The 14,277-nt window shown below is 69.3% G+C and carries 12 protein-coding genes; 8 read left to right on the top strand and 4 right to left on the bottom strand.

The annotated features are described in order from the left end of the window. Both uvrB and AC0685_RS35950 read right to left on the bottom strand, forming a co-directional pair. Positions 1-1,897, bottom strand: a 1,897-nt coding sequence (gene uvrB / locus AC0685_RS35945) for an excinuclease ABC subunit UvrB (protein WP_478229547.1), incomplete at its 3' end; no start/stop codon positions are given. Between the two features lie 52 nt (positions 1,898-1,949). Next, on the bottom strand, positions 1,950-3,233 hold the full coding sequence (locus tag AC0685_RS35950) for a DUF5685 family protein (protein WP_478229548.1): 1,284 nt from the start codon (positions 3,231-3,233) through the stop codon (positions 1,950-1,952). Positions 3,234-3,376: 143 nt separating this feature from the next. Here AC0685_RS35950 and AC0685_RS35955 point away from each other — a divergent pair, with 143 nt between their 5' ends. From AC0685_RS35955 to AC0685_RS35970, 4 genes are all read left to right on the top strand, one after another. Then, a complete protein-coding gene (locus tag AC0685_RS35955; protein WP_478229549.1) occupies positions 3,377-3,892 on the top strand; it encodes a ribonuclease FAU-1 family protein in 516 nt (171 codons plus the stop codon). Positions 3,893-4,037: 145 nt separating this feature from the next. Next, on the top strand, positions 4,038-5,564 hold the full coding sequence (locus AC0685_RS35960) for an ArnT family glycosyltransferase (protein WP_478229550.1): 1,527 nt from the start codon (positions 4,038-4,040) through the stop codon (positions 5,562-5,564). Between the two features lie 90 nt (positions 5,565-5,654). Then, positions 5,655-7,175 carry an ArnT family glycosyltransferase gene (locus tag AC0685_RS35965; protein ID WP_478229551.1) on the top strand — a complete coding sequence of 507 codons (1,521 nt, stop codon included), beginning with the start codon at positions 5,655-5,657 and terminating at the stop codon, positions 7,173-7,175. Next, complete coding sequence (locus AC0685_RS35970; RefSeq protein WP_478229552.1) at positions 7,172-7,708, top strand: hypothetical protein; 537 nt, start codon at positions 7,172-7,174, stop codon at positions 7,706-7,708. Before AC0685_RS35965 ends, AC0685_RS35970 begins: the two co-directional genes overlap by 4 nt. A gap of 3 nt (positions 7,709-7,711) precedes the next feature. On the opposite strand, the gene coaE is transcribed toward AC0685_RS35970, so the two are convergent. Next, positions 7,712-8,896, bottom strand: a complete 1,185-nt coding sequence (gene coaE / locus AC0685_RS35975; RefSeq protein ID WP_478229553.1) for a dephospho-CoA kinase — start codon at positions 8,894-8,896, stop codon at positions 7,712-7,714. Between the two features lie 197 nt (positions 8,897-9,093). Between coaE and AC0685_RS35980 the strand changes: the two genes are divergently transcribed. Next, positions 9,094-9,327 (top strand): hypothetical protein, encoded by a 234-nt coding sequence (locus AC0685_RS35980; RefSeq protein ID WP_478229554.1) that lies wholly within the window; start codon positions 9,094-9,096, stop codon positions 9,325-9,327. Between the two features lie 151 nt (positions 9,328-9,478). Here the strand turns inward: AC0685_RS35980 and rpsA are convergent, their stop codons facing one another. Beyond that, positions 9,479-10,978 carry a 30S ribosomal protein S1 gene (rpsA, locus tag AC0685_RS35985; protein ID WP_007028125.1) on the bottom strand — a complete coding sequence of 500 codons (1,500 nt, stop codon included), beginning with the start codon at positions 10,976-10,978 and terminating at the stop codon, positions 9,479-9,481. 304 nt (positions 10,979-11,282) lie between these two features. Here rpsA and AC0685_RS35990 point away from each other — a divergent pair, with 304 nt between their 5' ends. The 3 genes from AC0685_RS35990 (at position 11,283) to AC0685_RS36000 (ending at position 14,170) form a co-directional block, all read left to right on the top strand. Next, positions 11,283-12,134, top strand: a complete 852-nt coding sequence (locus AC0685_RS35990; protein WP_478229555.1) for a class I SAM-dependent methyltransferase — start codon at positions 11,283-11,285, stop codon at positions 12,132-12,134. Continuing rightward, a complete protein-coding gene (locus tag AC0685_RS35995) occupies positions 12,131-13,033 on the top strand; it encodes a GNAT family N-acetyltransferase (protein WP_478229556.1) in 903 nt (300 codons plus the stop codon). Before AC0685_RS35990 ends, AC0685_RS35995 begins: the two co-directional genes overlap by 4 nt. Before the next feature lie 207 nt (positions 13,034-13,240). Continuing rightward, the gene (locus AC0685_RS36000) at positions 13,241-14,170 is read left to right on the top strand and encodes a GNAT family N-acetyltransferase (protein ID WP_478229557.1); all 930 of its coding nucleotides are present in this window, start codon (positions 13,241-13,243) and stop codon (positions 14,168-14,170) included. The last annotated feature ends 107 nt before the right edge of the window (positions 14,171-14,277 follow it).

Consider the following 14,277-nt stretch of genomic DNA (forward strand, 5'->3'; position numbering starts at 1 on the left):
CGACGGACTCCGTGTCCTCCGCCTCGCTGTAGACCCGATCCAGGATGTCGGCGATCTTCTTCCGCAGCGGCTGCGGGTCGACACCCCGCTCCTCGTTGTAGGCCACCTGCTTGGCGCGGCGGCGATCGGTCTCGTCGATGGCGTGCCGCATCGAGTCGGTGATCTTGTCCGCGTACATGTGCACCTCGCCCGACACGTTCCGGGCCGCGCGACCGATCGTCTGGATCAGCGACGTGCCACTGCGGAGGAAGCCCTCCTTGTCCGCGTCGAGGATCGCGACCAGCGACACCTCAGGCAGGTCGAGCCCCTCACGGAGCAGGTTGATGCCGACCAGCACATCGTAATCGCCCGCGCGCAGCTGCCGCAGCAACTCGACCCGGCGCAGCGTGTCCACCTCGGAATGCAGGTACCGCACCCGGATGCCCAGCTCCAGCAGGTAATCGGTGAGATCCTCGGCCATCTTCTTCGTGAGCGTGGTGACCAGAACACGCTCGTCCTTCTCGGCCCGCTCGCGGATCTCGTGCACCAAGTCGTCGATCTGACCCTCGGTGGGCTTCACGACCACCTTCGGGTCAACCAAGCCGGTCGGGCGGATGACCTGCTCGACGAACTCGCCGCCCGCCTGCCCCATCTCGTACGGCCCCGGCGTCGCCGAGAGGTAGACCGTCTGGCCGATCCTGTCGGTGAACTCCTCCCAGGTCAGCGGCCGGTTGTCGACCGCGCTGGGCAGCCGGAACCCGAAGTCGACCAGGTTCCGCTTCCGCGACATGTCGCCTTCGAACATGCCGCCGATCTGCGGGACGGTCTGGTGCGACTCGTCGATGACCAGCAGGAAGTCTTCCGGGAAGTAGTCGATGAGGGTCGCGGGCGCGGTGCCTGCGCCGCGGCCGTCGATATGCCGCGAGTAGTTCTCGATGCCGGAGCAGAACCCGACCTGGCGCATCATCTCGATGTCGTACGCGGTGCGCATCCGCAGTCGCTGGGCCTCGAGCAGTTTGCCCTGCTTTTCCAGCTCGGCCAGCCGCTCCTCGAGCTCGGCCTCGATGCCGCCGATGGCCTTCTCCATCCGTTCCGGGCCCGCCACGTAGTGCGTGGCCGGGAAGATGCGGACCTCGTCGACCTCTTTGACGATGTCTCCGGTGAGCGGGTGCAGGTAGTACAGCTTCTCGATCTCGTCGCCGAAGAACTCGACGCGGATAGCCAGCTCCTCGTACGCCGGGATGATCTCGACCGTGTCGCCACGGGCGCGGAAAGTGCCGCGCGCGAAGGCGATGTCGTTGCGGGTGTACTGCACGTCCACCAGGGCGCGGAGGAAGACGTCCCGGTCGAGCTGCTCGCCGACCTTCAGCTTCGTCGACCGGTCGAGGTACGACTGCGGCGTGCCGAGACCGTAGATGCACGAGACACTCGCGACCACGATGACGTCACGCCGGGACAGCAGGTTCATCGTCGCCGAGTGCCGCAGCCGCTCGACGTCGTCGTTGATCGACGAGTCCTTCTCGATGTAGGTGTCCGTCTGCGCGATGTACGCCTCGGGCTGGTAGTAGTCGTAGTAACTGACGAAGTATTCGACCGCGTTGTGCGGGAACAGCTCCCTCAGCTCGTTCGCCAGCTGCGCGGCGAGCGTCTTGTTAGGCGCCATCACCAGCGTCGGACGCTGGACGCGCTCGATCAGCCAGGCCGTCGTCGCCGACTTACCGGTACCCGTGGCGCCGAGCAGGACGACATCCTTCTCGCCCGCCTTGATCCTGCGTTCGAGCTCGTCGATGGCCGCCGGCTGGTCACCGGCGGGTTTGTACTCGCTGACCACCTCGAACCGGCCGCCGGTCCGGGGGATGTCCGTGACGGGGCGGAAGTCCGACTGGGCGAGCACGGGATGTTCGGTTGCGAAAGCCACGGGAACCAGAGTAGGCGCTGGGTCCGACAGTTTCCGTTTCGCCTGGTCGGGATCAGCAGGAACAGTCACAACAGTTACAGCAGTCACAACCGTCACAGTTGTTGCACCATGCCTCGTGCGGCTTCCCGCTCCACGCCCCGGGGAACGGGTCCCGGCAGCAGAACTGGCACGAACAGCACATGTAGGTGGCCACCGCGCAACCGAGGAAGAACCCCCTCGGCTGGGCGGGCACCCGGAACTTCGGCGTCCAGCAGCACCCACCCTGACCGTCGGTCGGCGGGCCGCCGTGCTTCCGCTTCTTCTTCGGCGGCTCCTGCGGCGGACCCCCGCCACCGGGAGCGCCCGGCGGAGGAGGCGGCGCCTGGTAGCCGCCCTGCGGGTACTGCTGGGGCGGATAAGGCTGGTGGGGATGCTGCGGTGGCTGGGGGCCGGGCCCGATCCAGCCCGGCGGCGGCTGCTGCGGGCCATGGCCGTGCCCGGTGAGGTTGTGCCCGAAAGCGCGCCGCACCGCCTGCCGCAGTTCGTGGACCAGGAGGGCGTGCACCAGCTTGGGCTGATCGAACTTCACCTCGCGAAGGGCGAGTTCGACGCCGAGCACGGCGTCGTCGCACAGCCGCCGAGCCTCGGCGAGCCCGGTCCCGGTGGCCGTCAGCGGGTTCCACGCACCGGCGGCCTCGTCCTCCGCGAGGTCCTCGACGGCGTCGAGCAGATGCGCGGCCCTGCCGAACAGGCGGCCGGCCTCGGCCAGCGGCGCCGCGTTCCCGGGGCGGCCGGCCAGGACCGCGGTGTGCGCGAACGCGGCCGCCGTCGCCAGTTCCGCGGGTTCGGTGGCGAGTACGGCCGAATCACCGAGGCGGACGGCGTTTTCGATCTCGGCCTGCCGGTCGACGGCCTCGGTCAGGACCGCGGTGTCGAAGCCGACCCGGATCCCCGTGCGGCTTCCCTGATCCGCCCAGCGCGTCGCCACCCGCCTCGCGGCGAGAGCGACAGAACGCCGCGCGAAGGCACCATCACGGTCTTCGACGTGGTCGCTGATCTTGGCCGACGCCAGCACGAGGGAGACCGCCGCCGCGAGCTGGGCGCCGCCGCCCTTCGCGACCGAAGTCCCCTTCATCGCCCGAAGCGGGCAAGGGCCGGCGTCGCGACGTCCTTCCGCACGTGATGACTGGGCTTCGACGAGCGCCGAGATGATCAGCCCGTCATAGTTCGTCACCATTCGGGCGAGATGTCCGTGTTCGTCCCGCAACGCCAGGCAAAGACCGCAGAGATGGGCGAGCCAGTCCGCGTGCAGACCCGCGGAAAGCCGGTGGCGGCACGGCCTGATGATCCCGAACATGCGTCGACTCCCCACTCACCCCTCTGGCGGAACCAGCGCACCTTATCCGGCCAGACGGCGCTACTCCCCCGGAACCCGCAAACCGTGATCGTCCACCCGGTTGGGCGGTGTTCGCGGGCGGCGCCGCCTTCCAAGATGGGCGGATGACCGCGCTGCATCCGCCCAAGGTCGAGTACTTCGACCCGGCCGCGAAGACCAACACGGACCCCAAGGGCATCGTGAGGGACGTCGAGGAATACCGCGAAGAACCCTTCGGCCTCTACATGGCGCGGCCGACGCCGGGGCGGGCCCAGTTCCACTACATCGAGTCCTGGCTGCTGCCGGATCTCGGCCTGCGGATCACCGACTTCTGGTTCACCCCCGGCCACGAACGCGATCAGGACTTCTACCTCGACGTCGTCGACATCCGCCGTGAGGACGGCGTCTGGGTGGCCACCGATCTCTATCTCGACCTCGTTCTGCGGGACAAGAAATCCGTCCAGGTGATCGACACCGACGAACTCCTCGCCGCGGTCACCGCCGGGTTGCTCTCCCCCGCCGACGGCGAACGCGCGCTCGGCGTCAGCCACGCGACGGTGGACGGGTTGGCCTCTCACGGCCACGACCTGCGCGGCTGGCTGTCCACAAAGGACATCACACTCGACTGGCGACGGCACTGACCTCTCGGCATCCATCGATCGGTTGATCCTGGCTCATCCCTTGGGTGAGCCGATCCTGACCGGCCGATGGATCCCCGGCGGGGCGGCGGTGCGGGACTCTCGATCAAGGGCGTAACCGATCGAGAGGGGGCGGATACCCGTGGTCATGGAGGCCGAGGGACTCCGGGAACGGTCCGATGGGCGAGAACCCGCGGCGGTCGCGTCGTTCGCCGGGACACCGGTGCTGATGATCGCCGGGGCGATGGGGGCGGTCCTCGCGGCGACGGCCGATCGCTACGGCTACTTCGGCGACGAGTTGTACTTCCTGGCGGCCGGTCGGCATCTGGACTGGGGGTATGCCGACCAGCCGCCGCTGTTGCCACTGCTGGCCCGCCTGATGGACGCGTTCGGCGCCGATTCGCCGTTCGTCCTGCGCATCCCGGCGATGCTGGCGATGGTGGCCGGCGTGGTGCTGACGGCGCTCATCGCCAGGGAGCTGGGCGGCGGCCGCAAAGCGCAGACGATCGCGGCGGCGACGTTCGCGGTGTCCATCCAGATGCTCGGCGGCGGGCACTACCTGGCGACCAGCACGATCGACCCGTTCCTGTGGGCGCTGCTGATCTGGCTGCTCGTCCGCTGGGTGCGGACCCGGACGGACAGACTCCTGGTCTGGGCCGGTGTGGTGACCGGGTTCGCCCTGAACACGAAGTTCCTCGTCGGGGGCTTCTGGGTCGTCGTACTCGCCGCCGCGGTGGCGTTCGGACCCCGTGACCTCGTCCGCCGTCCGGCGCTGTGGATCGGCGCGCTGATCGCCGCCGTGATGATCGCGCCCACCCTCGTCTGGCAGGCGGCGAACGGATGGCCGCAGCTGACCATGGGCGCGGCGATCTCCCAAGAGGTCTCGGCAGGCTGGGGCGGGCGGGCCACCTTCGTCCCGACGCTGGTGCTGAGCGCCGGACTACCGGTGGGGGCGATCCTGGTCTGCTATGGACTGTGGCGCCTGCTGCGGTCCGAACGCCTGCGGCCGTACCGGTTCCTCGGCTGGACCGCGCTCGGCGTCCTCGCCGTGTTCCTGCTGGCGAACGGGCGCTACTACTACGCGGCCGGGATGTTCGCCCCCCTGTTCGCCGCGGCGGCGGTGGAGATCGAGGCGGGCCAGGCGTCGAAGTACTGGCGCTGGATCGCCACCTGGCCGGTGTACCTCGTGGCCATGGTGATCGCGATCCCGCAGGCACTTCCGGTCCTCCCGCGTGCGCAGCTGGCGAGCGCTCCGGTGTGGGCGCGGCCGATCTTCGCCGTCGAAGAGGTCGGCTGGCGGGAGATCACGGAGTCGGTGGGGCGGGTGTACCGGACCGTTCCCGATCCGTCCCGGACCGGTGTCGTCACGGCGAAGTACTGGCAGGCCGGCGCCATCGACCACTATGGACCGGAGTTCGGGCTTCCGTCGCCGTCGAGCCCCAACCGCGGCTACGTGACGCTGCCGAGGCCGCCGGAATCGGCACGGGACATCCTGTTCGTCGGGAACGACCCTTCGGGACTTGTGCCGTACTTCACGCAGGTGCGTGAGGTCGGCGCGCTCGACAACGGGGCCGGGATCCAGAACGTGAGTCAGGGCATGAAGATCTGGCTGGCCACCGGCCGGAACGGGAGTTGGGACACGGTGTGGCCGAAACTCACGGACTGGGGCTTCTGAGCCCTCACCGGCCCTCTCACGACCGACGCGCCACGCCGGTGGCACGTAAGGTGCGAGAGGACCGGCACCCGAGGGATCTGCGAGGAATGGATGGAAGCCGCCCGCGCGGCCGAAACACCGACGGTGTCCAGTGCGGCGTTCGCCCGGCTCCCGGTGGGGCTCCTCGCCGCCGCGGCCGCGGCGGTCCTGATGGCGACGGCGTGGCGGTACGGCTACTTCGGCGACGAACTGTACTTCCTCTCCGCGGGCAAGCGGCTCGCCTGGGGTTACGCGGACCAGCCGCCGGTGCTCCCGGTCCTGGCGCTGGCGATGGACACGCTCGCGCCCGGCAACGTCTTCGTCTTCCGCTTCCCCGCCGTCCTCGCGACGGCCGCCGGTGTCGTGTTCACCGGACTCATCGCCTACGAGATGGGCGGTGACCGCCGGGCGCAGACCCGCGCCGCCGCCGCGTACGCGATCTGCGGGCAGTTCCTCGGCAGCGGGCACTACCTGGCCACCTCGACGATCGACCCGGCGCTGTGGACCCTCATCGCGTGGCTGGTCGTGCGCTGGATGCGGACCCGCGACGACAATCTGCTGCTGTGGCTGGGCGTGGCGACCGCCGTCGCGCTGAACGTCAAGCTCCTGATCGCGACGTTCTGGGTCGCCGCCGGGGTCGCGATCCTGGTCTTCGGGCCCCGGGATCTCTTGCGCAGGCACAAACTCTGGCTCGGCGCGGGGATCGCCGCGCTGTCGCTCGTCCCCACCCTCTGGTGGCAGGCCGCGAACGGCTGGCCGCAACTGGAGATGGGCGACGTCATCGCGCACGAGACCACCGGCGGCTGGAGCGGCCGCGCCGGATTCCTGCCCGCCCTGCTGACCGGCGCCGGGCTCGGCATCGGTGTAGTCGGTGTCCTTTATGGACTCTTGGTCCTGCTGTTCTCGGCCAAACTGCGCGAATACCGGTTCCTCGGCTGGACCGCGGTCGGCGTGATCACCCTGTTCATCCTGTCGAACGGCCGGTACTACTACGCGGCGGGGATGTTCAGCGTGCTGTGGGCGGGCGCCGCCGTCCACTTCGGACAGTTGAGGCCGTCCTGGTGGTTCCGCTGGATCCCGACCTGGCCGGTGTTCCTGCTTTCCGCGCTGTACACGCTGCCGTACGCGCTGCCGGTGTGGCCGTCCGCCTGGCTCGCGGAAGGCCGGGACGTCCCCCGCCCGGCGTACACGCTGGAGGAGATCGGCTGGCCGGATCTCGCGCGTTCCGTAGCGGACGCCTATTACCGGCTCCCGCCGGACCAACGGGCGCGCACCACGCTCGTCACGGCCGGGTACTGGCAGGCCGGAGCGTTGGACCGGTACGGCGCCGACTACGGGCTTCCCGCCGTGTACAGCCCCAGCCGGGGCTTCTGGTACTTCGGGCATCCGCCCGAGACCGCGGACAGCGTCCTGTTCGTCGGGCCGGATCCGGCACGGCTGTTGCGGTCGTTCACCGACGCCCGGATCGTCTCCCGGGTGGACAACGCGGCCGGCGTCCGCAACGTGAGCCGGGGAATGCCGATCTGGCTGGTCACCGGCCACACCGAAACCTGGGCCACGGCATGGCCCGGCCTGCGAGAATTCCGGGTATGACCAGCTGGATCCGTTGGCAGGACTCGCTGTGGCCGTCTCCTGATGACGGCGGGTCGCTGTGGCGCCCTGGGGGCGGCCGGATCGAAAATTGTCTGCCGTACGCTCTGCTGGCGCTCAGTACGGTGCTCAGTCTCGTGATCTCCGAGCACGACCCGCTGCGCACACTGGGACTGGCCGGGATCGCGGCCGTCTGGCTCCTGCTCACCTCCACGCTGCTTTCGAAGCGCTGGGAAGGTCATCCGGTCGTGATCGCCGTGTCCTTCACCGGGCTGGTAGCGATCGCGGCGGAGCTCGAAGCGCACGACACGATCTTCCTCATCTTCATGATCACCGGGTTCTTCGACGCGATGCGCCTGCGGCCCGCCCCACTGGCGCTCGCCGGGATCTTCGTGGTCTCCGCGCTGATCAACACGGTCCCCAACGGCGGCCCGCTGCGGGGGTTCGCCGATCAGCCCGCGCTGTGGATCGTGGTCACGCTCGTCCAGACGGCCGCCGTCGCCACCGCTTTCGCGCGGGGACCGCCCGGCGGCTGAGGCCTACGGGGTCCAGCCGGTCGAGTCCGCCCAAGCGTCGGCACGAGTGAAGGCCGCGTCGACCCAGCCCTGTTTCTCGTCGGTGTACCGCTCGACCGTCCCGTCGCCTGCGTGCTTCGCGGCCATGGCGTTCTTGACCGCGGCGTAGGCGTCGCGCTCGTCCGGATTCCGCCGCAGCCATTCCGGGAACAGCAGCGCGAGCCGCCAGGCCGGCGTCTCCCGCGAGCGGACGTGCAGGTTGATCGGACGGCGAGGATCGCCACCGAAGTGGAACCGCTTGGGCCAAGTGCCCTCTTCACCGTGCGCGTCGTCGAACCACTCCCCTTCCGCTCGCGGGAACCCCGCGTCGGAGAGCGCGTCGGCCAGCTCGTCCGCCTTGTCCAAAGTGGACACGGTCAGCTGGAGGTCGAGGATGTCCTTGGCGGGCAGCCCCGGCACGGACGTCGAACCGATGTGATCGACCCGTACGACGTTGTCACCGGCCACCACGCGGATCCGCGCGAGCGCCCGCTCGGCCTGCACGGGCCATGTCTCGTCGTACGGCGCGATCTTCGGCGACATCGGCGCGCGCGGCTTGCGGAGCCGCACGTTCGCCTCGAACGGGGTCAGCCTGTCCGCCCACAGCGCGTCGACCTCGGCGAGCACGATGTCGGGCGCTCCGCTGTTGTCGAACCAGACGTCGGCCACGGCCCGGCGCTGATCGGTCGTGGCCTGCGCCTTGATCCTGGCGCGCGCGTCGTTCTCGGCCATCCCCCGCGCTTCGACCAGGCGGCGGACCCGGACCTCCTCCGGCGCGTCGACCATGACGACGAGGTGGTACATCGGCGCGAGCCCGCCTTCGACGAGCAGCGGGATGTCGTGGACGATGATCGCGTCCGGCGCCGCGGCCGCCATCAGCTCGGCCGTCCTGGCGCCGACCCTCGGATGGACGATCGAGTTCAGCCGTTTGCGGGATTCTTCGCCGGCGAACGCCTTGGCGGCGAGCGCGGCCCGGTCCAGCGCGCCGTCTGCGGCGAGGATGTCTTCCCCGAACGCCTCGACGAGTTCGGCGAGCCCCGGTGTCCCCGGCTCGACGACCTCCCTGGCGATCTTGTCGGAGTCGATGAGGACGGCGCCGTGCTCGGAAAGCCGGTTCGCCACCGTCGATTTTCCGGCGCCGATCCCGCCGGTCAGGCCCACACGCAGCATGACGATCAGCCTAGTGGCGCGACCTGGGCCGACCGCGCAGGGTCACGAGATGTGCACTTCCGGCACAGAAGGGTGCAAAAGGCAAGTTCATAGTGACGCGTTACACGACCTTTATGGGTGACACGCCGGGCGGTTACCGGGCTTCGGCGGCTTGATTGCGTACCGTGCGCGGCGAAGGTAGCCCACACGGAGGAAAGATGGCAGACGGTAAGCACGTCGGAAGGCACCGGCTCGGAACGCCGGGTCTGGTGCACTGTGTCCTCCATCGTCCCGTGGCCGACGCCCTCGCCGAATACCGGCGCACGTGGCTGAGCGCGCTCCTCGTTCCCGCCAAGCACAGCTTCGCCGGACTCCGCCGCAAGGCCCGCGCCGCGGCACTCGAACGTGTCTGGGTGCCGTCCGTCCCGTCCGTCCGGACCGCCACCTCCTGATTTCCTCTCCCCACTACCGCGTTCAGTCCTCTGAATGCGGTAGTTGCGCGTGCAAGGAACGCATCCAGAGGACTGAACGCGGACAAGAAAGCGGCCCCGGTCCGTAGTGGACCGGGGCCGCTGTCAGTCAGCTACTGGCTGAGCGCCTGGATCACGCGCCGCCCGACAGCTTCTCGCGGAGAGCCGCGAGCTGCTCGTCGCTGGCGAGCGTGCCACCGCTCTTGGCCTCGGCCGGAGCGGAGGTGTAGCTCTGCTCGCCCGAGTCGCCCGAGGTGACACCGGTCGCGGCGTCCGCGGCGGCTTCGGCGTCGGCCTCGGCTGCCTTCTGGACCTGCTTCATGTGAGCCTCGTAGCGGGTGTGAGCCTCGGCGTACTGACGCTCCCACTCCTCACGCTGCTTGTCGAAGCCTTCCTGCCACTCCTGGGTGTCCGGGTCGAAGCCTTCGGGGTAGATGTAGTTGCCCTCGGCGTCGTACTCGGCGGCCATGCCGTACTGGGTGGGGTCGAACTCGGTCTCCGGCGTGACGCCCTCGTTCGCCTGCTTCAGCGACAGCGAGATGCGACGACGCTCGAGGTCGATGTCGATGACCTTGACCATCACGTCGCCGTTGACCTGGACGACCTGCTCCGGGATCTCCACGTGGCGCTCGGCCAGCTCGGAGATGTGCACCAGGCCCTCGATGCCCTCCTCGACGCGCACGAACGCACCGAACGGGACGAGCTTGGTGACCTTGCCCGGCACGATCTGGCCGATCGCGTGGGTGCGGGCGAACTGACGCCACGGGTCTTCCTGGGTCGCCTTCAGCGACAGCGAGACGCGCTCGCGGTCCATGTCGACGTCCAGAACCTCGACCGTGACCTCCTGGCCGACCTCGACGACCTCGGACGGGTGGTCGATGTGCTTCCAGGACAGCTCGGAGACGTGCACCAGGCCGTCGACGCCACCCAGGTCCACGAAGGCACCGAAGTTGACGATGGACGACACGACACCCTTGCGGACCTGGCCCTTGGCGAGCGCGTTGAGGAACTCGCTGCGCACCTCGGACTGGGTCTGCTCCAGGTAGGCGCGGCGGGACAGGACCACGTTGTTGCGGTTCTTGTCCAGCTCGATGATCTTCGCCTCGAGCTCGCGGCCGACGTACGGCTGCAGGTCGCGCACGCGGCGCATCTCGACCAGCGACGCCGGCAGGAAGCCGCGCAGGCCGATGTCCAGGATGAGGCCGCCCTTGACGACCTCGATGACGGTGCCCTTGACGGGCTCGTCCTTCTCCTTGAGCTCCTCGATCGTGCCCCAGGCGCGCTCGTACTGCGCACGCTTCTTGGACAGGATCAGACGGCCTTCCTTGTCCTCCTTCTGGAGGACCAGGGCTTCGACCTCATCGCCGACGGTGACAACCTCAGCCGGGTCGACATCGTGCTTGATGGAGAGCTCGCGCGAGGGGATGACACCCTCGGTCTTGTAGCCGATGTCGAGCAGGACCTCGTCACGGTCGACCTTGACGATGGTTCCTTCGACGATGTCGCCATCGTTGAAGTACTTGATCGTCTTGTCGATCGCAGCGAGGAAGTCTTCCTCCGACCCGATGTCGTTGATAGCGACTTGCTGGGGCCCGGCGGGGGCGGTCGGGGCGGTGGCGGTGTCGGTCGTCATTAGGCGGGTTGCTCCGGTGGATGGGAAGTAGTGGGTTTGCAGTTAGGGCACCATGGGCTCTTCCGACATGAGGCGACCACATAAGCAAACGTCCACAGGGAACGACCGCGAGCATCACCGCATCCGGTACGCGACCCCCTGACCCGGACGCTGAGCGAACCGGGGGAAAGAGTAGCGCGAACCCACTGCGCTAACAGATATCCTACGCGGCCCCCTGTACACGGCACAATCAGGGTCGCCCCCACGATCGCGGCGGGCGGATAGACTGTCCCGCGAAGCCCTGACCTGGGGAAAGGATATCGGTTTGAGCCAGCAGTCCGTCACCGAGCCCGAACGGCACGCAGAGGCCGAGGAGCGGCTCGGCACCGCGGGGGTCGCCTACCGGGCGGTCTCGGCGCCGGAGGCCACCGCCGCGAACCTGGCGTGGTGGGACGCCGACGCCGACGACTACCAGGCGACCCACGGCGGCTTCCTCGGCGACGCGGACTTCGTCTGGTGCCCCGAGGGTGTCCGCGAGGCCGACGTCGCGCTTCTGGGTGAAGTCGGCGGCAAGCGGATCCTCGAGGTCGGCTCCGGACAGGCGGCCTGCTCGCGCTGGCTCGCCGCGCAGGGCGCCGACGCGGTGGCGACCGATCTGTCGGCAGGCATGCTCCGGCACGCGAAAGAGGGCAACGAGCGCACCGGCACCCTCGTCCCGCTCGTGCAGGCGACGGCGGAGTCGCTGCCGTTCGCCGACGCGAGCTTCGACGCGGCCTGCTCGGCCTTCGGCGCGATCCCGTTCGTGGCCTCGGTGGACGTCGTGTTCGCCGAAGTGCACCGGGTGCTCCGGCCGGGGGCCCGCTGGGTGTTCTCGGTGACCCATCCGATGCGCTGGATCTTCCCCGACGACCCCGGCCCGCAGGGCCTCACCGTCACCCAGCCGTATTTCGACCGCACACCCTATGTCGAGGTCGACGAAGAGGGCGTCGCGACGTACGTCGAGTATCACCGGACCCTCGGCGACTACGTCCGCGCGCTCGCCGACGCCGGGTTCGCGCTGACCGACCTCATCGAGCCCGCCTGGCCGGAGGGCCACTCCCGCACGTGGGGGCAGTGGAGCCCGTTGCGCGGCAAGCTCTTCCCCGGCACGGCGATCTTCTGCACCCAGCGGGGATGATCCCGGCGGCGGAGCGGCAGCGGGCGCGGTTCGCCGCGCTCGACCCGTTGCTCCCGCCGCCGCCTCCGCTCCCGGCCGGAGAACCGGTCGAGGCGGACGGCGCCTTCGGGACGATCGCGCACGTCCGGTTCGCGGCGGGTTCCTGGCAACGACTCTGGAGCCCGGCTCAACTGCAGATCCTCTCCGCGATCCTCCCGCTCGACGCCGGCGCGGGGATGAGCGCGCTGCTCTCCGCCTGGCGCGAGCGAATCGCCCTAGCCGACGCCGAACCCGACTCGTCGTGCACGGTCACCTGGCCCAGCCGGGACGTCGCGGTGTCGCGGGCCCTGCTCGACCACGGGCTCGCGCCGCAACTGGCGCTGGCCGTCCGCGCGCCCGTGGCGGGCGAGGCGTATTCCGTACCCGGCGTGACCATCCGCGCGTCGACCCACGGCGACTTGGAAGAGATCGTCGGCCTGCGCTTCGAAGAACTTCACTACACCTCACTGGTCGGCCACGGTGTCGTCCGGCCGGGGGCCAAGGCCCTGCTCGCCGAAGAGGTCCGGCGTGGCCTGCAGTTCGGGGGCCGCGTCTGGATCGCCGAAGAGGAAGGCGTCACGGTGGGGATGGTGACCTCCGGAAAGCGCTCCCCGATCCCCGGTGACGCGCTCGCCGGGCGGCTGCCGCCGGGCGAGTGGGGCTATGTAGGAACGCTCGCGGTGACCGCGGCCGCGCGGGGGCGAGGGATCGGGCGCGCGCTGACCGCCGTCGCGCACGACGAACTGTTCTCGCCGTCGCTGCGCGGTACCTTCGTCTCGTACAATCCGGCCAATCCGCTTTCCCCGGTGTTCTGGCACCGGCAGGGTTATCGTCCACTGTGGACGACGTGGGCCGTCTGCCCCGCCGCGGCCCTGCGGTAGCGGAGCCCGGCGCGGCCGCCCCTGAGAGCCTGGTGGCGGAGCTGAGGATTTGTCCGGAAAGTGACTATACGCGTGAACCCGCCCGGCCGAAGGCCCCGCTATCGCGGTGGCAGGGCGCCTTTACCACCGTCGCGACCCGAAAGACCAACGCGCGCCCTGTCGACGTCGATCGCGGACGCGGGTTCACCTACAGACACTGGGGATGGGATGGAAATCGAGAAGACGTTGTTCGACGCGCACCGCGCCCGGTTCGCGGCGATCGACCGGCTCCTGCCCGAAGCCGCGCGGCCCCCGGCCCGCGGCGAGCGCGTGGACGCCGCCACGGCGGCGGGTGTCCAGGTCACCGGCGTGGTGCAACGTCAGCTGCACGGTCCGGACGACGTCACCCTGCTCTGGTCGGCCGCCGACGCGCGGCAGCTGTTCCCGTTCATCGGGACCACCGGCACCGAAGGCATGGACGTCCTGCTGCGCGCGTGGCGGACGCGGATGGACGCCGAAGCACCCGGCGAGGATTCGTCCTGCGTGATCAACTGGCCGAGCCGGGACGCCGAGGCGATCCGTGCCTTCCTCGACCACGGGCTGGTGCCGATGTCCGCGCTCGCCGTGCGCACCGGGAGCCGTCACGACGATCCGGGTGCCGACGGCGTGACCGTCCGCCGGGCCCGGCACGAAGACTTCGACACCCTGCTCGAGCTGGCCGTGTCGACGCACGACTACATCGGCCAGGTCGCCACCCGGTACCGCCCGAACGCGGCCGAACTGCTCGCCCCGGCGCTGGAACTCGCCCTCGAAAAGGATCGCCCGCTGCTGTGGCTGGCCGAACGGGACGCCCGCATCGCCGCGTTCGCGCACGGCGCCTGGATCACGTCGTCGCCGGGGTCGGCCGAGGCCGAGCTGCTCCCCCATGGCCACTGGGGATACGTCAACAACGTCGTCACCGTGCCCGCCCTGCGCGGGAGCGGCCTCGGCCGCACACTGATGGCGGCGGTGCACGAGGAGTTCGCCGCGGGCGATGCGGACGGCACGTACCTTTACTACAACCCGACCAACCCGCTTTCCTCGGTGTTCTGGCACCGCCAGGGTTATCGTCCACTGTGGACCTCCTGGGAGATCCATCCGGCTTCGGCCCTGCGCTAACCGTCCGGTTTGCGGGGGTTTCGTCACTCTTGCGTGTGACGTAAGCCCCCCACGGTTGTATACCTCCCAGGTCAGGGCTAACTTTTGAACTGACCAGTCAGTTCAAG

Source organism: Amycolatopsis sp. NPDC043889 (assembly GCF_056435645.1).

What these genes read in the sequence shown, in the direction of transcription:
- AC0685_RS35950 (WP_478229548.1), bottom strand. Translation starts at nt 3,233, where the DNA reads ATGTTCGGGATCATCAGGCCGTGCCGCCACCGGCTTTCCGCGGGTCTG.
- AC0685_RS35955 (WP_478229549.1), top strand. Translation starts at nt 3,377, where the DNA reads ATGACCGCGCTGCATCCGCCCAAGGTCGAGTACTTCGACCCGGCCGCG.
- AC0685_RS35960 (WP_478229550.1), top strand. Translation starts at nt 4,038, where the DNA reads ATGGAGGCCGAGGGACTCCGGGAACGGTCCGATGGGCGAGAACCCGCG.
- AC0685_RS35965 (WP_478229551.1), top strand. Translation starts at nt 5,655, where the DNA reads ATGGAAGCCGCCCGCGCGGCCGAAACACCGACGGTGTCCAGTGCGGCG.
- AC0685_RS35970 (WP_478229552.1), top strand. Translation starts at nt 7,172, where the DNA reads ATGACCAGCTGGATCCGTTGGCAGGACTCGCTGTGGCCGTCTCCTGAT.
- coaE (WP_478229553.1), bottom strand. Translation starts at nt 8,896, where the DNA reads ATGCTGCGTGTGGGCCTGACCGGCGGGATCGGCGCCGGAAAATCGACG.
- AC0685_RS35980 (WP_478229554.1), top strand. Translation starts at nt 9,094, where the DNA reads ATGGCAGACGGTAAGCACGTCGGAAGGCACCGGCTCGGAACGCCGGGT.
- rpsA (WP_007028125.1), bottom strand. Translation starts at nt 10,978, where the DNA reads ATGACGACCGACACCGCCACCGCCCCGACCGCCCCCGCCGGGCCCCAG.
- AC0685_RS35995 (WP_478229556.1), top strand. Translation starts at nt 12,131, where the DNA reads ATGATCCCGGCGGCGGAGCGGCAGCGGGCGCGGTTCGCCGCGCTCGAC.
- AC0685_RS36000 (WP_478229557.1), top strand. Translation starts at nt 13,241, where the DNA reads ATGGAAATCGAGAAGACGTTGTTCGACGCGCACCGCGCCCGGTTCGCG.